The sequence below is a fragment of the Streptomyces seoulensis genome, assembly GCF_022846655.1.
In the GTDB taxonomy this organism is placed as follows: Bacteria; Actinomycetota; Actinomycetes; order Streptomycetales; family Streptomycetaceae; genus Streptomyces.
The window spans coordinates 5,368,485-5,387,713 of record NZ_AP025667.1 but is presented as its reverse complement, the minus strand read 5'-3'; the positions used below and the strand labels follow the sequence as shown (position 1 = coordinate 5,387,713).

The 19,229-nt window shown below is 70.0% G+C and carries 17 protein-coding genes; 10 read left to right on the top strand and 7 right to left on the bottom strand.

Going from position 1 to position 19,229, the window contains the following annotated elements:
- Positions 1-64: 64 nt before the first annotated feature.
- Positions 65-1,477 carry a cation:dicarboxylate symporter family transporter gene (locus HEK131_RS24595; RefSeq protein WP_244452134.1) on the top strand — a complete coding sequence of 471 codons (1,413 nt, stop codon included), beginning with the start codon at positions 65-67 and terminating at the stop codon, positions 1,475-1,477.
- An 81-nt stretch (positions 1,478-1,558) separates the two neighbouring features.
- Here the strand turns inward: HEK131_RS24595 and HEK131_RS24590 are convergent, their stop codons facing one another.
- Positions 1,559-2,176, bottom strand: coding sequence for a TetR/AcrR family transcriptional regulator (locus HEK131_RS24590; RefSeq protein ID WP_217462742.1), 618 nt, complete (start codon positions 2,174-2,176; stop codon positions 1,559-1,561).
- A gap of 131 nt (positions 2,177-2,307) precedes the next feature.
- Between HEK131_RS24590 and HEK131_RS24585 the strand changes: the two genes are divergently transcribed.
- The gene (locus tag HEK131_RS24585) at positions 2,308-4,089 is read left to right on the top strand and encodes an MFS transporter (RefSeq protein ID WP_244337057.1); all 1,782 of its coding nucleotides are present in this window, start codon (positions 2,308-2,310) and stop codon (positions 4,087-4,089) included.
- A gap of 164 nt (positions 4,090-4,253) precedes the next feature.
- On the opposite strand, the gene HEK131_RS24580 is transcribed toward HEK131_RS24585, so the two are convergent.
- Together HEK131_RS24580 and HEK131_RS24575 are read right to left on the bottom strand one after the other, a co-directional pair.
- Positions 4,254-4,478: a hypothetical protein gene (locus HEK131_RS24580; protein ID WP_217462777.1), complete on the bottom strand. Its 225-nt coding sequence runs from the start codon at positions 4,476-4,478 to the stop codon at positions 4,254-4,256.
- A gap of 2 nt (positions 4,479-4,480) precedes the next feature.
- Positions 4,481-4,684 (bottom strand): hypothetical protein, encoded by a 204-nt coding sequence (locus HEK131_RS24575; protein ID WP_217462740.1) that lies wholly within the window; start codon positions 4,682-4,684, stop codon positions 4,481-4,483.
- A gap of 387 nt (positions 4,685-5,071) precedes the next feature.
- On the opposite strand from HEK131_RS24575, the gene HEK131_RS24565 reads away from it, so the two are divergent.
- The 8 genes from HEK131_RS24565 to HEK131_RS24530 all read left to right on the top strand — a co-directional run bounded on the left by HEK131_RS24565 (position 5,072) and on the right by HEK131_RS24530 (position 11,261).
- Positions 5,072-5,596 (top strand): DUF6879 family protein, encoded by a 525-nt coding sequence (locus HEK131_RS24565; protein ID WP_217462739.1) that lies wholly within the window; start codon positions 5,072-5,074, stop codon positions 5,594-5,596.
- Positions 5,597-5,607: 11 nt separating this feature from the next.
- A complete protein-coding gene (locus HEK131_RS24560) occupies positions 5,608-6,459 on the top strand; it encodes a helix-turn-helix domain-containing protein (RefSeq protein WP_217462738.1) in 852 nt (283 codons plus the stop codon).
- A 235-nt stretch (positions 6,460-6,694) separates the two neighbouring features.
- Complete coding sequence (locus HEK131_RS24555) at positions 6,695-7,078, top strand: hypothetical protein (protein WP_217462737.1); 384 nt, start codon at positions 6,695-6,697, stop codon at positions 7,076-7,078.
- A gap of 46 nt (positions 7,079-7,124) precedes the next feature.
- Complete coding sequence (locus HEK131_RS24550) at positions 7,125-7,448, top strand: hypothetical protein (RefSeq protein ID WP_217462736.1); 324 nt, start codon at positions 7,125-7,127, stop codon at positions 7,446-7,448.
- On the top strand, positions 7,441-8,067 hold the full coding sequence (locus tag HEK131_RS24545; RefSeq protein ID WP_432215673.1) for a pentapeptide repeat-containing protein: 627 nt from the start codon (positions 7,441-7,443) through the stop codon (positions 8,065-8,067). Before HEK131_RS24550 ends, HEK131_RS24545 begins: the two co-directional genes overlap by 8 nt.
- Positions 8,068-8,096: 29 nt before the next feature.
- Positions 8,097-8,525: a MerR family transcriptional regulator gene (locus tag HEK131_RS24540; RefSeq protein ID WP_217462734.1), complete on the top strand. Its 429-nt coding sequence runs from the start codon at positions 8,097-8,099 to the stop codon at positions 8,523-8,525.
- Positions 8,522-8,854 (top strand): thioredoxin family protein, encoded by a 333-nt coding sequence (locus HEK131_RS24535; RefSeq protein ID WP_279614274.1) that lies wholly within the window; start codon positions 8,522-8,524, stop codon positions 8,852-8,854. The genes HEK131_RS24540 and HEK131_RS24535 overlap by 4 nt, the downstream gene beginning before the upstream one ends.
- Before the next feature lie 133 nt (positions 8,855-8,987).
- A complete protein-coding gene (locus tag HEK131_RS24530; protein ID WP_244337054.1) occupies positions 8,988-11,261 on the top strand; it encodes a HelD family protein in 2,274 nt (757 codons plus the stop codon).
- A 47-nt stretch (positions 11,262-11,308) separates the two neighbouring features.
- Here the strand turns inward: HEK131_RS24530 and glgB are convergent, their stop codons facing one another.
- The 4 genes from glgB to HEK131_RS24510 all read right to left on the bottom strand — a co-directional run bounded on the left by glgB (position 11,309) and on the right by HEK131_RS24510 (position 19,014).
- Positions 11,309-13,546, bottom strand: coding sequence for a 1,4-alpha-glucan branching enzyme (glgB, locus tag HEK131_RS24525; RefSeq protein ID WP_432215710.1), 2,238 nt, complete (start codon positions 13,544-13,546; stop codon positions 11,309-11,311).
- Positions 13,547-13,713: 167 nt separating this feature from the next.
- Positions 13,714-15,108: a maltokinase N-terminal cap-like domain-containing protein gene (locus tag HEK131_RS24520; protein WP_244337052.1), complete on the bottom strand. Its 1,395-nt coding sequence runs from the start codon at positions 15,106-15,108 to the stop codon at positions 13,714-13,716.
- 94 nt (positions 15,109-15,202) lie between these two features.
- Positions 15,203-16,903, bottom strand: a complete 1,701-nt coding sequence (gene treS / locus HEK131_RS24515; protein WP_244337051.1) for a maltose alpha-D-glucosyltransferase — start codon at positions 16,901-16,903, stop codon at positions 15,203-15,205.
- Complete coding sequence (locus tag HEK131_RS24510) at positions 16,900-19,014, bottom strand: alpha-1,4-glucan--maltose-1-phosphate maltosyltransferase (RefSeq protein ID WP_244337050.1); 2,115 nt, start codon at positions 19,012-19,014, stop codon at positions 16,900-16,902. Before HEK131_RS24510 ends, treS begins: the two co-directional genes overlap by 4 nt.
- Between the last annotated feature and the right edge of the window lie 215 nt (positions 19,015-19,229).

The following is a 19,229-nucleotide window of genomic DNA, read 5'->3' as shown; positions in this document are numbered from 1 at the left end:
TCACATGGCGGGAGATAGTCTCCGCGATCCCCTGCAACGCCCGGACGTGAGCCGCACGCCGGTCATGCCGACGAAGACGTCAAGGAGAGCAGTCGTGGCCGCCAGCACCCCCGGTACGGCACCAGCCGCCCCCGCCGTGAAGCGGGACCGGACCCATTACCTGTACATCGCCGTCATCGTGGCGGTCGCGCTCGGCATCGCCGTGGGCCTCATCTGGCCCGATGCCGGGGTGGAGCTCAAACCGCTGGGCACCGGCTTCGTGAACCTGATCAAGATGATGATCTCGCCGATCATCTTCTGCACGATCGTGCTCGGGATCGGCTCGGTGCGGAAGGCCGCGAAGGTCGGCGCGGTCGGTGGCATCGCGCTCGGCTACTTCACCGTGATGTCGCTGGTGGCGCTCGCCATCGGCCTCGTCGTCGGCAACGTCCTGCACCCCGGCGAGGGCCTGCACCTGACCGACGCGCTCCGCCAGACCGGCCACGCCCAGGTCTCCAGCGACGCGCTGCCCCCGGTCGACTTCGTGCTGTCGGTCATCCCGGTCACCTTCGTCTCCGCCTTCACCGAGGGCCAGGTCCTGCAGACCCTGCTGATCGCGCTGCTCGCCGGGTTCGCGCTCCAGGCGATGGGCGCGGCCGGTCAGCCGGTGCTGCGCGGCATCGAGCACATCCAGCGGCTGATCTTCCGCATCCTGGCCATGGTCATGTGGGCCGCGCCCATCGGCGCCTTCGGCGCCATCGCGGCCGTCGTCGGCTCGGCGGGCCTGGACGCGCTCAAGAGCCTCGCCGTGCTGATGTTCGGCTTCTACGTCACCTGCGTGCTGTTCGTCTTCGTGGTGCTCGGCGCGCTGTTGCGGATCGTCTCCGGGCTGAACATCCTGCTCCTGCTGAAGTACCTCGCCCGCGAGTTCCTGCTGATCCTGTCGACCTCGTCCTCGGAGTCCGCGCTGCCGAGGCTCATCGCCAAGCTGGAGCACCTCGGTGTGAGCAAGGCGGTCGTAGGTATCACCGTGCCGACCGGGTACTCCTTCAACCTCGACGGCACCATGATCTACATGACCATGGCGTCCCTCTACATCGCGGACGCGCTGGGCACCCCGATGTCCATCGGCGAGCAGATCCCGCTGCTGCTCTTCCTGCTGCTGGCCTCCAAGGGCGCGGCGGGCGTCAGCGGGGCGGGGCTCGCCACCCTCGCGGGCGGTCTCCAGTCGCACAAGCCCGCGCTGGTGGACGGCATCGGGCTGATCGTCGGCATCGACCGCTTCATGAGCGAGGCGCGCGCCCTGACCAACTTCGCGGGCAACTCCGTCGCCACCGTGCTGATCGGCACCTGGACCAAGGAGATCGACGTGGACCGGGTCAAGCGGGTCCTCGCCGGTGAGCTGCCGTTCGACGAGACGACGCTGCTGGACGAGGGGCGCGACGAGGAGCGCCCTCCGGCCGAGGAGGAGGGCGGGAAGGAACTCGCCAAGGCGTGATCCCGTAGCGGGGCCCGGTTGCGGACCCCTCTGTCGCCGGCCGCCCGACCCCGCCTGAACCGGGGCCGGGCGGCCGGTCTTTCACGTGCTCTCGCGGGCCGCCCGCACCACCAACTCCTCGGCCCTGTCGGCCGGTACGCCCGCCGCCGTGAGCGCGGTGACCGCCGCCGCGTGGCCCGCCTCCTCGGGCGGGAGCAGGCCCTCGTTCACCGACTCCATGACCGCGAAGAGCAGTTGCTCGTGCACGAAGGCCAGTGCGGCGGCGGGCAGTGGTGAGCTGAACACACCCTCGTCCAGGCCGCGTTGGAGTACCCGCGTCTTCTCCTCGCGCAGCGGGGCGAGGCGGTCGCGGATGCCCTGGACGGTGACCGTGCGCTGGGCCAGGGCGACCAGCAGGCGGTAGCGGTCGGCGATCTCCCAGATCCCCAGCACGGCGCGGGCCACCGCGCGGGCCGGGTCGGTCACCCCCTCACGGGCACTCGCGTCGGCGGCGGTCAGCACCTGCACCGCCTCGTCGGTGAGCGTGCCGATCAGCGCCTCCCGGCTCGGGAAGTGCCCGTACACCGTGCGCCGTACGACACCCGCGGCGCGCGCGATCTGGTCCATCGAGGCATCCGGATCGCGCAGCAGCTCCGCGAGGGCGACATCGAGGATGCGGCGCCTGTTGGTGTCGGCGCGGCTGGTGTTACCCGTGGTCATGGCAGTCATTGTGCACACCTTCTCGACTTGCACGGCACTGTGCAAGGTCGTACATTGCACATGGTTGTGCAATTGCACGCCGCTGTGCAAGTACCGCACGTCCCTGAAGTCGAGGAAGGTCACCCGCTGCCATGCGACTCGTCATGAACGAACCGGTCGAGAGGATGGAGCGCCCCTACACCCGGCGCTGGTGGGCGCTGCTCGTGCTCTGCCTCAGCCTGCTGATCATCGTGATGGCCAACACCGCCCTCACGGTCGCCGCGCCCGACATGACCCGTGACCTCGGGCTGTCCAGCGCGGACCTCCAGTGGGTCATCGACGGCTACACCGTCCCGTACGCCGCGCTGATGCTGCTGCTCGGCGCGATCGGCGACAAGTACAGCCGGCGCGGGGCGCTGATCCTCGGCCTCGTCGTCTTCGGCGGGGGCGCGGTGTTCGGCAACCTCGCGGACTCCTCCGCCACGGTCATCGCGGCCCGCGCGGTCATGGGCGTCGGCGCGGCGCTGATCATGCCCGCGACGCTCTCGCTGCTGGCGGCGACCTTCCCGCGCGCCGAGCGGGTCAAGGCGATCACCCTGTGGACCGCGACCGCCGGTCTCGCCATCGCGGCCGGACCGGTCGTGGCGGGCGCGCTGCTGCGCGACCACGGCTGGGCCTCGACCTTCCTGATCAACGTGCCGGTCGCCGTGGTGGCGATCGTCGGCGCGCTGGTCCTCGTACCGCCGTCCAAGGCCGGACACCACGACCGCATCGACTACGTCGGCGGCCTGCTCTCGGTCCTCTGGATCGCCGCGCTGGTCTACATGATCATCGAGGGGCCGCACTTCGGATGGGGTGTCAAGGCGGTGACGGCGGCGGTCGTCGCGGGCGTCGGCCTGATCGCCTTCGTCCTGTGGGAACTGCGCCACCCGCGCCCGGTGCTGGACGTACGCCGCTTCGCCAACCGGCGCTTCGCGGGCTCCAACCTCGCGGTCGCCCTCTTCTTCCTGGCCGTCTTCGGCGCGTTCTACTACCTCACCCAGCACCTCCAGTTCGTCCTCGGCTACGACGCCCTGGAGACCGGCGTACGCATGCTGCCGCTGGCCGGCGCGGTCTTCGTCGGCTCGGCCCTGACCGGCTACCTCACCCCGCGCGTCGGCATGCGCTGGACGGTCGGCGCGGGCATGGTCGCCGGCACGGTGGCGCTCGCGCTGCTGACGCGGGTGGACGCGGGGTCGACGTACGGGGACTTCGTCCCGTCCCTAATCATCCTGGGCCTCGCGATCGGCCTCGCGCTGTCCCCCTGCACGGACGCGATCATGGGCGCCTTCCCGGAGTCCGAGCTGGGCGTGGGCGGCGCGGTCAACGACACCTCGCTGGAGCTGGGCGGGTCGCTGGGCATCGCGATCCTGGGCTCGCTGCTGGCGACGTCGTACGACGACCACCTGACGTCGGCGACGAAGGGTTCCGGCCTCCCGGCCGATGCCCTCGCCACGGCGCAGGACTCGGTGGGCGCGGGGTACGCGGTGGCGCAGGCCATCGGCGAGAAGGCCCAGTCGCTCGCCGCGAAGGCGGCCGGGGCGGGGGACCCGCAGCAGGCAGCCCAACTGAAGCAGCAGGCATCGTCGTTGGCTGCGGGGGCGCATCGGATGGCGGACGCGGTGGGGGCGTCGTTCTCGGATGCGGTGGCGCATACGAGCTTGATCGGGGCGGTGATCCTGGGGATCGGGACGGTCGTGGTGGCTGTGTTGCTGCCGGGGCGGGAGACGGTGCCTTCGGCGGGGGAGGCGGAGGAGACTCCGGCGGAGGCTGACGAAAGGGTGGAGGAAAGTCCGGCGGAGGCTGACGAAAAGGCGGAAGAGATCTCCACGGAGGCGGCCGAGAAGGCCGAGGAAGCCCCGACGGAGGAACTGGCGGAGAACACCGCCAAGTGACGTCGGTCAACGTGCCGCTCCGGGTTCTGCCGGAGCGGCACGTTCACATCCGCGTGGGCCGGGGCATGTGACGCATGAGGGTGAACGCACCTACATCGATGGCTTCTCCACCTGTGCTGAAGAGCGCGTCAAGGGCTCTCGAAGCAGGAAGGAAGCCCCTGGCGCTACTCAACGGCGCTGGCTGAAGCCTGCATCGCCTCTGCGATCCTCTTGGCGACCTCGGCTCGCACCATGCCCAGGTGCACGTACGGCTTCCCGCTGTGGGTGACCATCGGCCGCACGCCGCCCCAGACCCGTTCCGGCAGCCCCAGCCCGGCCAGTGCTGTCCGAATGGCCTCCGCCGCGTCGTCGGCGGCCTGTCGGCCGTCCGGGTAGGTCTGCATGTCCATCGTCACCGGTGGCCTCCGGCATGGTCGCGGACGTTCGTGGCGTGCTTGGTGGCCTGGTCGATTTCTTCAGCAGCCTTGGCGGCCTGGAGGCTCTGCCATTCGGTCTGGCACGTCGCACAGTCGGCAACCGGCGCGCAGTCCAGCAACCATGCGTTGAAGCCCACCGGCAGGTCTACCGGCGGCCCCTGAGTCGTCTTGTGGCGCATCGAGTCTCCCCGGAGTTATGACAACCGCCCGACGACGGTAGAGCGCGGGGAAGTAGCTGGTCCAAGAAGTTGCACGCGGTTGCACATGCCCCTTGAGCAGCCTTGACGTCCAGTCGGAACACCATGAGGCTGCGTGCAGCCAATGGCAACCCGGATCGACTTGAGGAGAGGCCGTGCGTCTACGGTTCATCGGGAAAGACCCTGAGTCCGGAGACCACGGCTGCCCGGCGGTCTGGGTGGACGAGGAGACGAAAGAACTCGTCATTCAGGGCACGACTGCCGACGCGGGTACGACCACCCGGACCGTTCAGGACAGTCCACTCCCGGCGCACGAGAGCGTGGTACGGCTGCCGCAGCGCATGATTCCGTTGCTGAGGGAGGCACTTGATGGCGCAGAGCCTGAGTAACTTCACCGACCTGATCCGGTCGGCCGAGCGGTCCGCCGTCCATCTGGAGATGCGCGACGTCTACGCCGTCCCTGACGAGGACGAACGCTTTGCGGCCTGGCGACAGGGCAACCGACTGGACCCGGACGACCGTGAGTCCTGGTGGCGCCCCTGGCTCGATGTCGTTCAGGAGATCACAGCCAAGGGTGTCCGCCTGCGCCGCGCCCGCATCGTGAGCGAACCGTCCAGCGAGTACATCCGCTACGAGCACTCGTTCACCTTCACCAACATCGCGGCGGGCGAAGAAATCCGCTGGCTCCCGCGCCGACTGGCCTCCGGGCTCGCCCTGCCAGGCAACGACTTCTGGTTGTTCGACGGAAGCCTTGTTCAGTTCAACGTATTCGACGGTGAGGGGCGTTGGGTCCACACCGACCGAACCGATGATCAAGCAACAGCCGACCTCTGCTCGGAAGCTTTCGAAGCCGTCTGGGAACGAGCCATCCCGCACGACAAGTACACCGTCTGAGAAGCTAGTTCATGCCCGAGTCGCCACTTTCCGCCGCCCAGGCCGCCCGTAGGACCATCGCGTCCCGTCTGGACGGGATGCGACGGGACGCCGGGCTCACCGGGCATGAACTGGCCGTACGGTGCGGCTGGCACAAGTCGAAAGCCTCACGCATCGCCCGTGCCAAGACGGCTCCCTCCGACGCGGACATTCGGGCGTGGTGTGATGCCTGCGGAGCGGCGGGGCATGCGGCCGACCTGATCGCCGCGTCCCGGACCGCCGACTCCATGTACGTCCAGTGGCGACAGATCCACCGGGACGGGATGCGGCGGGTACACGAGAGCACCGTCCCGCTGTACGAGCGGACGACACACTTCCGGGTATACGCCTCCAACGTCCTGCCCGGAATGCTCCAGACCTCCGAGTACGCAACGGGGATCCTGCGGTCCGTCACGGCCTTCCAGGGCACCCCTGACGACGTGGCCGACGCCGTCCGAGCCCGACTGGCCCGCTCCCGTGTCGTCTACGAGGGCAACCACCGCTTCGCCCTGCTGGTCGAAGAGGCCGTTCTTCATTACCGGGTCTGTGACGAGCCCGAGATGGCCGCACAGCTCCGGTACCTGCGAGAGGTCATGGACCGGCAGAACGTATCTCTGGGGATCATCCCGGTCGGGGCCCGTCGTACCGTCTGGCCACTGGAAGCCTTCTACGCGTTCGATGACGCCCAGGTGGCCGTGGAAACGCTTACGGCCGAGGTGAACATCACCGCACCCAGCGAAGTCCACACCTACCTCAGGGCATTCGCGGAGCTGTCCCGGCTCGCCGTCTACGGGACGACAGCACGCGACCTCATAGCGAAGGCGCTGAATTCCACTCTCGCCTAGCCTTCACGCGGCACTCTCCCGGCGCTGGCGGCCAGGCACACGACCGGCTGCGGACCACGACACCGCGAACGGTGGCATCGGTTGCCGCGACGGCAGGTTGGCTCTGGCGACCAGCACCACACGGCCCGCCAGTCGCAGCCTCCGCGGACGTTCGTTGTCCTGGAGCGTCAGCGCTCCCCTTGCGCAACGCCGCTCGTACGACTGATTCTGGGCGCCGAGCAGGCAAGGGGGACAGATGGGACTGATGCTCTTCCCTGGCGACGGCGATGTGACGAGCCCGGACATCTCCTGGTCCTACAAGGGCTTCGGCATGTTCCGAAGGTGGCTGGCCCAGGCCGAGGGGTTCACGCTCGACGAGATGGACGGTTTCGGCGGAGAACGTCAGTGGTGCAGCGTGTCCACCACACTGGCGGCCCTGCTCAACCACGCGGACGACGCCGGCCCCGACCTCACGGCCGCCCAATGCGCGGCCATGCTGCCCCGGCTGGAAGCCATCTTCGGCCAACGTCAGTCTGACGAGGGCGACCTCGTCCTCCGACGGCACATCGAAGACATCGGTCAGTTGGTCACAGTCCTGCGGTTGTGTGTGGACAAGGACATCGAGCTCTTCTTCGGCTGACCAGGAGAGCAGGGCGAACTGGAAGAGCCGAGGAATTGAGCCAGGTATGAAGGATGAGCCTGATCTTCAGGAATGGGCCGAAGGCGAGCGGTGGAACGTCGTCGGTCTTGCCGACTCGTTAGGGGTGCCGCCCGAGGCGTACGCCCATGATCCGATGAGCCTGATCTCCGCTCCGCAGGACTACGTCTCGCGAGCCCCATTCGACGAGTTCGAGCAGTCCGACTGGGTCACCCTGCATGCTGACCCGATGTCCTATGGCGCGGACTACCTCGTCAGGAGGCACGAGACGCTCTCCGACCTCCCCCTCGAGATCACTCGCGTGCTGGCCCACGCCGAGTTCGTCCGGGGCCTGAGTGGTCGAGTTGGCTGACACCCGGCACGTACGGCGGCTGCCTCCCGACCCCCAGGCGGCGGACGAGCTCAGCGCGTGGAGCAGGGCGGCAGACGTGATGATCGATCTGTCCTATCTGGACGCCTCGGGAGCCGATCTCACCGACGCGGACCTGGCCATGGGTCTGTTCTGTGTGACCCGACTCGTGGATACCGTTCTCGCGGGGGCCGACCTGTACCGAGCCCATCTTGAGGGGGCCGTTCTGGACGGTGCCGATCTCTCCCGGTCCTGCCTCGTCAAGGCGGTGCTCGATGAGGCGTCTATGCGGGGCACCGTGCTGTCCGGGGCGAATCTGGGCAGCGCCGAGTTGTACGGCGTCGATGCCCGCGCGGCGTCCTTCCGCGGGGCCCGCCTGAATGGCGCCTCCTTCCTGGACGTACGCCTGGAGGGGGCCGATCTCACAGGCGCGACGGTGGCGGGGACGGCCTTCCGCGTCCTGCTCGGCGAGGACACGGTCGTGGAGGGTCTGTCCGGTACCGTCCACGGTCCCGCGCGGGTCGGCGAGCGGGGAGCGCGGCGCGAACTGGCCGGTCCGGGCCTGGAAGAGTGGCTGAACCGGCGGGGCGCCTCCGTCGCCGTGATCCCGCCCTTGCCCTGACGCCCACGTCACCCCCTACCGTCAAGCACATGCGAATCGGTGAGCTGGCCGAGCGGGCCGGGACGACCGTGCGGGCCTTGCGGTACTACGAGACCCGGGGGCTGCTGCCCGCGCGCCGGGACGGCAACGGGCATCGGGTGTACGGCGAGCGGGATCTCACGCTGCTGCGGCAGATCCGTACCCTCAGGGACTTCGGGTTCGAGCTGGAGGAGACGCGGCCGTTCGTGGAGTGTCTGCGGGCCGGGCATCCGGAGGGGGACGCGTGTCCCGCGTCGCAGGCCGTGTACCGGCGCAAGCTGGATGAGCTGGACGGGCTCATCGGGGAGCTGGTGGCGGTGCGGGAGACGGTCGCGGGGCAGTTGCGGCGGGCCGAGGAGGCGCGGGCCGGGCTGGCCGCCGAGGCGCTGGTTCCGGGGGGTCCGGAACCCGTGTGCGAGCTGGGAGGGACGAGGACATGAGCGTGATCAGCGGACTGGACGAGGTCACGGACACGGATTTCGAGACGGAGGTACTGCGCTCCGATCTGCCGGTGCTGGTGCAGTTCACCGCCGACTGGTGCGGGCCCTGCCGGCAGCTCGCGCCCGTGCTGAAGGACATCGCCTTCGCGGAGGGCGACCGGCTTAAGGTGGTCCAGCTCGACGTGGACCGCAATCCCGGCACCACCATCGCCTACGGGGTGCTCTCCACGCCCACCCTCATGGTCTTCCAGGGCGGTGAGCCGGTGCGGTCCATGGTGGGCGCCCGGCCGAAGCGGAAGCTGCTGGAGGAGCTGGCCGACCTGCTCTGACCAAGGCGCCGCAAGCAAAGAAATCCCCCGGGCATTGGCGCCCGGGGGATTTCTTTCGGTATATTGGACCGTTCACGACTTCTTTATGATGCTTTCACGAAGAGGTCATGCGGAAGCTTGATGAGCACAGTATATGCGGGCGGGAGTGGAATTGTCAAACACTGAATTTCCGGACGATGAATTGCGGTTCGAGCAGGAATTCATCGACGGACTCTACGAGCGTGTGGACGACCTGCGCGGCGACACCGAGACCTCGGTGCAGGACGCCCTGGCGCAGGGCGACAAGCCCCAGCAGGCGCGGCTGGAGCGGGACATCCTGGTCGCCGAGCGCTCCGGGCTGCTCGCCGCGCTGAACGCCGTCGACGGCTCGCTCTGTTTCGGCCGTATCGACCTGTCCGACGGCACCACCCACCACATCGGCCGCATCGGCCTGCGCCGCGACGACGCCGAGCGCACCCCCGTCCTCATCGACTGGCGCGCCGAGGTCGCCCGCCCCTTCTACGTGGCCACCGGCCACACCCCGATGGGCCTGCGCCGCCGCCGGCACATCACCAGCGAGGGCCGTACCGTCACCGCGCTGCACGACGAGATCCTCGACCTCGGTGACGACACCCGCACCGGACACGAGGACCCCACCGGGGACGCCGTGCTGCTGGCCGCGCTGAACACCGCCCGCACCGGCCGCATGAACGACATCGTGCAGACCATCCAGGCCGAGCAGGACGACATCATCCGAGCCCCGCACCGCGGTGTCATGGTGGTCGAGGGCGGCCCCGGCACCGGCAAGACCGCGGTCGCCCTGCACCGCGCCGCCTATCTGCTCTACGAGCACCGCGAGCTGCTCGCCCGGCGCGCCGTGCTGATCGTCGGCCCGAACCCCGCCTTCCTCGGCTACATCGGCGAGGTGCTGCCCTCGCTCGGCGAGACCGGTGTCCTGCTGGCCACGGTCGGGGAGCTGTTCCCCGGTGTGAAGGCCACCGCCACCGACACCCCGGAGGCGGCCGCCGTGAAGGGCCGCGCGCAGATGGCCGACGTGCTCGCCGCCGTCGTGGCCGAGCGGCAGGCGCTGCCCGACCCGGTGATCGCCGTCGAGCACGACCGCGAGGTGCTGATGCTGGACGAGGGCCTGGTGGCCACCGCCCGCGAGCGCACCCGCGCGGCCAAGCTGCCGCACAACGCGGCCCGCGAGCACTTCGAGGGCCACATCCTCAACACGCTCACCGACCTTTACGCCGAGCGCGTGGGCACCGACCCCTACGACGGCAGCAGCCTGCTGGACCCCTCCGACATCACCCAGATCCGCGACGAGCTCGCCGAGAACCCCGAAGTCTGGTCCGCCATCGACCAGTTGTGGCCCCGGATCACCCCGCGCCGGCTGCTCGCGGACTTCCTCGCCGAACCCGACGGCCACCTCTCGCCGAAGGACGCCGACGCGGTACGCCGTCCCGTCACCCGCGCCTGGACCGTCGCGGACGTGCCCCTGCTGGACGAGGCCGCCGAACTCCTCGGTGAGGACGACCGGCTGGCCCGCGCCCGCGCCGACCGGGAGCGCGAGACGCAGATCGCGTACGCGCAGGGCGTGCTGGACGTGTCGTACGCGTCCCGCACCTACGAGTTCGACGACAAGGAGGAGGACGACCCGGAGTCCTCCGAGGTGCTTTCGGCGCACGACATCATCGACGCCGAACGCTTCGCCGAGCGGCACGAGGAGGACGACCACCGCAGCGCCGCAGAGCGCGCGGCCGCCGACCGGACCTGGGCGTTCGGGCACATCATCGTGGACGAGGCGCAGGAGCTGTCCCCGATGGCGTGGCGGCTGCTGATGCGGCGCAGCCCGACCCGTTCCATGACCCTGGTCGGCGACCCCGCGCAGACCGCCGAGGCGGCAGGGGTCGGCTCCTGGTCGGAGATCCTCCAGCCGTACGTCGAGGACCGCTGGGAGCACACCCGGCTGGGCGTCAACTACCGCACCCCGGCCGAGATCATGGACCTGGCCGCCGCCGTGGTCCGTGCCGAGCAGCCGGACTTCGAGCCGCCCAGCTCGGTCCGCTCCACGGGGGTACGGCCCTGGGTACGGGACGCCTCCGGCGACCTGCCCGGCGCGCTCGCGGAGGCGGTCGCCGAGCTGACCCCGGCCGAGGGGCGGCTCGCGGTCATCGCCCCGCGCGCCCTGCACGACACCCTCGCCACCCGGCTGGACGGCGTCACGGCCGGCGGCCCGCCCGACCTGACCCGGAACGTGGTCCTGCTCGACCCGCGCCAGGCCAAGGGCCTGGAGTTCGACTCGGTCCTGGTCGTCGACCCGGCCGCCTACGGCACGAGCGACCTGTACGTGGCCCTGACCCGCGCCACCCAGCGGCTCGGTGTGCTGCACACCGGCGAGGTCCCGGCGGCGCTCAAGGTGTGACGTCGCTTCCGTCCAGGGGCCGAGCGGGCCCCTGGACGGACGCGGTCTCACGCCGGGCGCAGCCAGACCGTAGCCAGCGGGGGCAGGGTCAGGCGGATGCTGGCCGGGCGGCCGTGCCAGGGCTGGGGCTCCGGCTTGACGGGGTCCTGGCCCGCGACGTCGCCGCCGCCGTAGCGGCCGAGGTCGGTGTTGAGGGTCTCGTGCCAGGCGGGCACGTCCTCGGGGACGCCGAGGCGGTAGTCGTGGCGGACCAGCGGGGAGAGGTTGGCGACGCACAGCAGGGGAGCGCCCTCGGCGTCCCGGCGCAGGAAGGCGAAGACGTTGTCCTGGGCCGCGTCCCCCACGATCCACTCGAAGCCCGCCGGATCGGTGTCCCGCTCCCACAGGGCCGGGGTGGCGCGGTAGGCGGTGTTGAGGTCGCGGACCAGATCGCGTACGCCCCGGTGGTCGGACGCGGCGCCGTAGGCCGGGTCGAGCAGCCACCAGTCCGGGCCGTGCGCCTCGGACCACTCGGCGCCCTGCGCGAACTCCTGGCCCATGAAGAGGAGTTGCTTGCCGGGGTGGGCCCACATGAAGGCCAGGTAGGCCCGGAGGTTCGCGCGCTGCTGCCACCAGTCGCCCGGCATCTTCGACACCAGCGACCGCTTGCCGTGCACGACCTCGTCGTGGGAGATGGGCAGCACGTAGTTCTCGCTGTACGCGTACACCATCGAGAAGGTGATCTCGTGGTGGTGGTACTTGCGGTGCACCGGCTCGTGGCTCATGTAGGCGAGCGAGTCGTGCATCCAGCCCATGTTCCACTTCAGCCCGAAGCCCAGCCCGCCGAAGCCGCTCGGGCCCCGGTGGTGGGTCGGCCGGGTCACGCCGTCCCATGCGGTGGACTCCTCGGCGACGGTGACCACGCCGGGGCAGCGCCGGTAGACGGTGGCGTTCATCTCCTGGAGGAAGGCGACCGCGTCCAGGTTCTCCCGCCCGCCGAACTCGTTCGGCGTCCACTGGCCCGCCTCGCGCGAGTAGTCCAGGTAGAGCATCGAGGCGACCGCGTCCACGCGGAGCCCGTCGATGTGGAACTCCTCGCACCAGTACACCGCGTTGGCGACCAGGAAGTTGCGCACCTCGCGGCGCCCGAAGTCGAACTCCAGGGTGCCCCAGTCGGGATGGGCGGCCCGCAGCGGATCGGCGTGCTCGTACAGCGGGCGCCCGTCGAACTCGGCCAGCGCCCACTCGTCGCGCGGGAAGTGCGCGGGCACCCAGTCCATGAGCACCCCGATGCCCGCCTGATGCAGCCTGTCCACCAGGTACTTGAAGTCGTCGGGGGTGCCGAGCCGGGCCGTCGGCGCGTAGAAACCGGTGACCTGATACCCCCAGGAGCCGCCGAAGGGATGCTCGGCCACCGGCATCAACTCGACGTGGGTGAAGCCGAGATCGCTGACGTAGGCGGGGAGCTGCTCGGCCAGTTGGCGGTATGTCAGACCCGGCCGCCAGGACGCCAGGTGCACCTCGTACACCGAGAACGGCGCCTCGTGCACCGGGCGGTCCGCGCGGTGGGCCAGCCACTTAGCGTCACCCCACTCGTGGTGCGAGACGTCCACGATCGAGGACGTGGCCGGCGGCACCTCCGTACGCCGGGCCATCGGGTCCGCGCGCATCGTGCGCGAGCCGTCCGGGCGGGTGATCTCGTACTTGTACAGCTCACCCTCACCGACCCCCGGCACGAACAGCTCCCACACCCCGGACGAGCCCAGCGAGCGCATCGGGAAGCCGGTCGCGTCCCAGAAGTCGAAGCCGCCCGCCACCCGCACGCCGAGCGCGTTCGGCGCCCACACCGCGAACCGGGTCCCGGTCACGCCCTGCCGGGTCAGCACCCGTGACCCCAGCGCCCGCCACAGCTCCTCGTGCCGCCCCTCACCGAGCAGATGCAGGTCCAGCTCGCCGAGGGTGGGCAGGAAGCGGTACGGGTCCTCGGTCTCGTGCGCCGTGCCGTCGTACGTCACCAGCAGCCGGTAGGCCGGGACCTCGGTGAGCGGGAGCAGGCCGGAGAAGAAGCCCTCCCCGTCGTCGCGCAGCTCCGCCCGCATGTCCTCGAAGACGACGGTGACCGCCTCCGTGTACGGGCGGAAGACCCGGAAGGCGACCCCGCCGGGCACCGGATGGGCGCCCAGCACGGTGTGCGGGTCGTGATGGGTGCCCGCGAGCAGCCGTTCGCGGTCGGCCGGGCCGAGGGCGGGGGAGACGGCGGGCACCTCCGGCACCGCGGGCACCTCAGGGGTGCGCGCCTTCGGGATCGCGGGCGCGTTCTCCGGTGAGTCCGCCTGCCTGCCGGGTTTCGCCCGGACCTGCTGCACCGGAGCCGCCTGCGAGGACTTGGCCTGCTTCTTGCCGGACTTGCTCTTCGGGCCGGCTGACTTCTTGGACGTCACGGACGAGTCTCCCGGTCGGGGTCAGGTCGGGGTCAAGACAGGTCGGGCGTGGCGAGGCGGCGCACCGCCGACAGCGGGACCGGCAGCCACTCGGGGCGGTGCCGGGCCTCGTAGACGACCTCGTAGATCGCCTTGTCGGTCTCGTACGCGCGCAGCATCACCGGGTCGGTGCGCGGGTCACGGCCGGTGACCTCGGCGTACCCGGTGCAGTAGGCGGCACGGCAGGCGTGCGCCCAGTCGGGCGCCGGGGCCTTCGCGGAGTGGGCCGCGTAGTCGAAGGAGCGCAGCATCCCCGCGATGTCGCGCACCGCGGGCTGCGGCATCCGCCGCTCGGCCAGCGGGCGGGACGGCTCGCCCTCGAAGTCGATCAGCGACCAGCCGCCGGACGGCGAGCGCAGGCACTGGCCGAGGTGCAGATCGCCGTGCACGCGCTGCGCGGTCCAGGTCTGTCCCTCGCGGGCCAGGTCGGCCAGCGCCTCGAACGCCGAGTGCAGCCCTGCCTCGTACGGCCGCAGCGCGGGCACCGCCTGCACCGCCGCCGCCAGCCGCTCGGTCATCCCGCCCACCAGGAACTCCAGTTGGGCATGGCCGAGGGTGACCGTGGGCAGGGCGTGGGCGAGCGCGGTGTGCACCTCGGCGGTGGCCCGGCCCAGCGCCCGTGCCTCGCCGGTGAACTCCTGCCCCTTGGCCAGCTCGCGCAGCGCCAGCTCCCAGCCGTCCGTCACGCCGGTCATGAACGGCTGGAGCACCGCGAGCACGTACGGCTCCGCGTCCAGCTCGGCGCGCAGCCAGGCCACCGGCGCGGGCACCCGGTCGCAGCCCTCGCGGGCCAGCGCGAGCGGCAGCTCCAGGTCGGGGTTGACGCCGGCGGTGACCCGGCGCAGCAGCTTCAGGATGAACGTATCTCCGTACACCACCGAGGAGTTGGACTGTTCGGCGGTCATCAGCCGGGCCACCAGTTGGTCCCGGATCTCGTGCGCCGGGTCCCGCTCGAAGCGCAGCGCGCCGACGCGGGCGCCGGTGCGCAGGGCTTCCAGCAGCACTTCGGCGGGCCGGGGGTCGTACAGGGCGTCGTAGACCGTGCGCCCGGCGAGTGGGCCGTCCGCGACATGGCCGATCAGCGCGGGCGCCAGCCGGGGCGGCAGTGCCTCGCGCACGCCTATCAGCAACTGGTAGCAGTCACCGGGCTGCGCAGCGGCGCCCGGAGCCGGTGGCTGGTGGACGCGCAGGAGTAAGTGATGGAGGCCCAACCTCCCGTCAGAAGGCAGGAGTTCGGTGGCGGCCACGAGATCGAAGCCGGTGACCGCGCGCCCCTTCCCCGCGAACCAGCGCTGCCGGGGCAGCCATTCGCGCAGCAGGGGATCGAGGGATTCGAGGAGCTGAGCGGTGGTACCTGACGTGCTGGAGGGGGTGACCGTCTCCGCCATGGGCGTCACGTCCTTTCCCCGGATCGTCGGGGTGTTACTGAACGGTGCCCCGAGCGGGGCGGCGGAAACCGGCAGCCGCCCCACCCGGTAGGGACTACACCGCGTCCTGGCGCAACCGGAACCAGTAGAAGCCGTGCCCCGCCAGCGTCAGCAGGTACGGCAGTTCGCCGACGGCCGGGAAGCGCACCCCGCCGAACAGCTCGACCGGATGCCGGCCGATGAACCGGCGCAGGTCCAGCTCGGTCGGCTGCGCGAACCGCGAGAAGTTGTGCACGCAGACCACGATGTCGTCCTCGTAGGCCCGCAGGAACGCGAGCACCGCCGGGTTCGAGGACTGCAGCTCGGTGTAGGAGCCGAGCCCGAAGGCGGGGTTCTGCTTGCGGATCTCGATCATGCGGCGGGTCCAGTGCAGGAGGCTGGACGGGGAGGACATGGAGGCTTCGACGTTGGTGACCTGGTAGCCGTGGACCGGGTCCATGATGGTGGGCAGGAACAGGCGGCCGGGGTCGCAGGAGGAGAAGCCCGCGTTGCGGTCCGGGGTCCACTGCATCGGGGTGCGGACGGCGTCGCGGTCGCCGAGCCAGATGTTGTCGCCCATGCCGATCTCGTCGCCGTAGTAGAGGATCGGCGAGCCGGGCAGGGAGAGCAGGAGCGCGGTGAACAGCTCGATCTGGTTGCGGTCGTTGTCGAGGAGGGGTGCGAGGCGGCGGCGGATGCCGATGTTGGCGCGCATACGCGGGTCTTTCGCGTATTCGGCCCACATGTAGTCGCGTTCCTCGTCGGTGACCATTTCGAGGGTGAGCTCGTCGTGGTTGCGCAGGAAGATGCCCCACTGGCAGTTGGTGGGGATGGCGGGGGTCTTGGCGAGGATTTCCGAGACCGGGTAGCGGCTTTCGCGGCGGACGGCCATGAAGATGCGGGGCATGACGGGGAAGTGGAATGCCATGTGGCATTCGTCGCCGCCGGTGGAGTAGTCGCCGAAGTAGTCGACCACGTCCTCGGGCCACTGGTTGGCTTCCGCCAGCACGACCTTGTCGGCGTACTGGTCGTCGACCTCCTTGCGGACCCGCTTCAGGAAGTCGTGGGTCTCCGGCAGGTTCTCGCAGTTGGTGCCCTCGCGCTGGTACAGGTACGGCACGGCGTCCAGACGGAACCCGTCGATGCCGAGATCCAGCCAGAACTTCAGCGCCGAGATCATCTCCTCCTGCACGGCCGGGTTCTCATAGTTCAGGTCCGGCTGGTGCGAGAAGAAGCGGTGCCAGTAGTACTGCTTGCGTACCGGGTCGTACGTCCAGTTCGACGCCTCGGTGTCGACGAAGATGATGCGGGCGTCCTGGTACTGCTTGTCGTCGTCGGCCCAGACGTAGTAGTCGCCGTAGGGGCCGTCGGGGTTGTTGCGGGACTCCTGGAACCACGGGTGCTGGTCGCTGGTGTGGTTCATGACGAAGTCGATGATGACCCGCATGCCCCGCTGATGGGCCGCGTCCACGAACTCCACGAAGTCCGCGAGGTCCCCGAACTCGGGGAGCACGGCCGTGTAGTCGGATACGTCGTAACCACCGTCACGCAAGGGCGACTTGAAGAACGGCGGGAGCCAGAGGCAGTCCACGCCGAGCCACTGCAGGTAGTCGAGTTTGGCGGTCAGACCCTTGAGGTCACCGACGCCGTCGCCGTTGCTGTCCTGGAAGGAGCGGACCAGGACCTCGTAGAAGACGGCACGTTTGAACCATTCCGGGTCCCGGTCCTTGGCCGGAGTGTCCTCGAAGGTGTCGGGAACGGGCTCGTTGACGATCATATGGCGGGTGACCCTCCGATCCGCGGGTTGGACGGTCGCAGAACCGAGAACACATGCGCGGGTCGACGACCCGGCTCGAGTCGCACATAGTTGGCCCTGCCCCAGTGATAGGACTCGCCGGTGAGCAGGTCGCGCACCGGCACCGACTCGTGCCAGTCGAGGCCGAGTTGCGGCATGTCCAACGAGACCGTGGCCTCCTGGGTGTGGTGCGGGTCGAGGTTGACGACCACCAGAACCGTGTTCGAACCACTGCGCTTGGAGTACGCGATCACCGCGTCCTGGTCCGCGTGGTGGAAGTGGATGTCCCTCAACTGGTGCAGGGCCGGGTTCTGCCGGCGGATGTCGTTGAGACGGGTGATGAGCGGGGCGATGGTGCGGCCCTCGAGAGCGGCCGCCTCCCAGTCCCTTGGCTTGAGCTGGTACTTCTCCGAGTCGCCGTACTCCTCGCTGCCCGCCTTCAGTGGCTGGTTCTCGCAGAGTTCGTAGCCGCTGTAGATGCCCCAGGCGGGCGAGAGCGTGGCCGCGAGGATCGCGCGCACCTCGAAGGCCGGGCGGCCGCCCTGCTGGAGGTACGCGTGCAGGATGTCGGGGGTGTTGGGAAAGAAGTTGGGCCGCATGTAGGCGGCCGCGTCCCCCGAGAGTTCGGTGAGGTACTCCGTCAATTCCTGCTTGCTGTTGCGCCAGGTGAAGTAGGTGTACGACTGCTGGAACCCGATCTGGGCCAGCGTGTGCATCATCGCCGGGCGGGTGAACGCCTCCGCCAGGAAGATGACATCGGGGTCGGCACGGTTGATCTCGCCGATCACCCGCTCCCAGAACACGACGGGCTTCGTGTGGGGGTTGTCGACGCGGAAGATCCGCACCCCGTGCTCCATCCAGTGCCGCAGCACCCGCACGGTCTCCGTGACCAGGCCGTCCATGTCCGCGTCGAAGGCGACCGGGTAGATGTCCTGGTACTTCTTCGGCGGGTTCTCCGCGTAGGCGATCGTGCCGTCCGGGCGGTGGTGGAACCACTGCGGATACTTCTCCACCCAGGGGTGGTCCGGGGAGCACTGGAGGGCGAAATCGAGCGCCACTTCCAGGCCCAACTCCCGCGCCCGGCCGACGAAGTGGTCGAAGTCGTCCAGGGTGCCGAGGTCGGGGTGGATGGCGTCGTGCCCACCCTCGGGAGAGCCGATCGCCCACGGCACGCCGACGTCGTCGGGCGTCGCGGTGAGCGTGTTGTTGCGGCCCTTGCGGTGCGTCGTCCCGATGGGGTGGACCGGCGGGAGGTAGACGACGTCGAAGCCCATCTCCGCGATGGCCTCCAGCCGCTTCGCCGCTGTCCGGAACGTGCCGTGCGGTTCGGCCGGCGTCCCCTCCGAGCGCGGGAAGAACTCGTACCAGGACCCGTACAGCGCCCGCTCGCGCTCCACCTGCAGCGGCATCGGGTCGGAGGCCGTCACCAACTCCCGCACGGGGTGGCGGGCGAGGAGCTCCGACACCTCCGGGGCCAGGGCCGACGCCAGTCGCCAGGCGGCCGGGCGGTCCTCGTCGCGCAGGGCCGCGACCACGTCCAGCAGCACGTCCCGGCGCTTGGCGGGGACCCCGGCGGCCGCGCGCTCGTACAGTCGGGCGCCCTCCTCCAGCACGGCTTCGGTGTCGATGCCGGCCGGGATCTTGATCTCGGCCGTGTGCCGCCAGGTGGCGACCGGGTCGGACCACGCCTCCACCGTGTAGGTCCAGCGGCCGGGCCGGTCCGCGCTGACGGTGGCGCCCCAGCGGTCGGTGCCGGGGGCGAGTTCGCGCATCGGGGTGAACGGGCCGGGGCGGCCGTCCGGGTCACGCAGTACGACATCGGCGGCGACGGCGTCGTGCCCCTCGCGGAACACGGTGGCCGACACCTCGAAGACCTCGCCGGGCACCGCCTTGGCGGGCCTGCGCCCGCCCTGGACCACGGGCCGCACGTCCAGGACCGGTATACGGCCCACCGCCGGCTGTCCTCTCGGGGTCTCGGGAGCGGCGGTCCGGACCGTGTCCGGCGGGGCCGCCGGCCGGGCCGGCCGGGCCGGTTTCCTGCCGGTCGCCTTGCCGGGGGTCGCCGGTGCTGACGAGTGGTGCGTGGCGGGCATGACCGCTCCTGTCCGCGTCGACATCTGTGTGGGCGGGTGTGCGGGAGATGGGTCCTGCTGCGGTGCTGTGGTGCCTGCGGGGTCGTACCGGGTGAGCCTTCCCATCCGGTTCGGGTGGGCAATCCGGCACTTTGTTAACTACTCGCGCGTACGTCCCCGGACAAGACCGGCCCCTCCTCCCGGATTCCCGCCCCCGGCGCCTTGACTCCCTCCGC

What these genes read in the sequence shown, in the direction of transcription:
- HEK131_RS24550 (WP_217462736.1), top strand. Translation starts at nt 7,125, where the DNA reads ATGAAGGATGAGCCTGATCTTCAGGAATGGGCCGAAGGCGAGCGGTGG.
- HEK131_RS24555 (WP_217462737.1), top strand. Translation starts at nt 6,695, where the DNA reads ATGGGACTGATGCTCTTCCCTGGCGACGGCGATGTGACGAGCCCGGAC.
- HEK131_RS24565 (WP_217462739.1), top strand. Translation starts at nt 5,072, where the DNA reads ATGGCGCAGAGCCTGAGTAACTTCACCGACCTGATCCGGTCGGCCGAG.
- HEK131_RS24535 (WP_279614274.1), top strand. Translation starts at nt 8,522, where the DNA reads ATGAGCGTGATCAGCGGACTGGACGAGGTCACGGACACGGATTTCGAG.
- HEK131_RS24530 (WP_244337054.1), top strand. Translation starts at nt 8,988, where the DNA reads ATGCGGGCGGGAGTGGAATTGTCAAACACTGAATTTCCGGACGATGAA.
- HEK131_RS24580 (WP_217462777.1), bottom strand. Translation starts at nt 4,478, where the DNA reads ATGGACATGCAGACCTACCCGGACGGCCGACAGGCCGCCGACGACGCG.
- HEK131_RS24595 (WP_244452134.1), top strand. Translation starts at nt 65, where the DNA reads ATGCCGACGAAGACGTCAAGGAGAGCAGTCGTGGCCGCCAGCACCCCC.
- HEK131_RS24560 (WP_217462738.1), top strand. Translation starts at nt 5,608, where the DNA reads ATGCCCGAGTCGCCACTTTCCGCCGCCCAGGCCGCCCGTAGGACCATC.
- HEK131_RS24540 (WP_217462734.1), top strand. Translation starts at nt 8,097, where the DNA reads ATGCGAATCGGTGAGCTGGCCGAGCGGGCCGGGACGACCGTGCGGGCC.
- HEK131_RS24590 (WP_217462742.1), bottom strand. Translation starts at nt 2,176, where the DNA reads ATGACCACGGGTAACACCAGCCGCGCCGACACCAACAGGCGCCGCATC.
- HEK131_RS24585 (WP_244337057.1), top strand. Translation starts at nt 2,308, where the DNA reads ATGCGACTCGTCATGAACGAACCGGTCGAGAGGATGGAGCGCCCCTAC.
- HEK131_RS24510 (WP_244337050.1), bottom strand. Translation starts at nt 19,014, where the DNA reads ATGCCCGCCACGCACCACTCGTCAGCACCGGCGACCCCCGGCAAGGCG.
- HEK131_RS24520 (WP_244337052.1), bottom strand. Translation starts at nt 15,108, where the DNA reads ATGGCGGAGACGGTCACCCCCTCCAGCACGTCAGGTACCACCGCTCAG.
- HEK131_RS24575 (WP_217462740.1), bottom strand. Translation starts at nt 4,684, where the DNA reads ATGCGCCACAAGACGACTCAGGGGCCGCCGGTAGACCTGCCGGTGGGC.
- treS (WP_244337051.1), bottom strand. Translation starts at nt 16,903, where the DNA reads ATGATCGTCAACGAGCCCGTTCCCGACACCTTCGAGGACACTCCGGCC.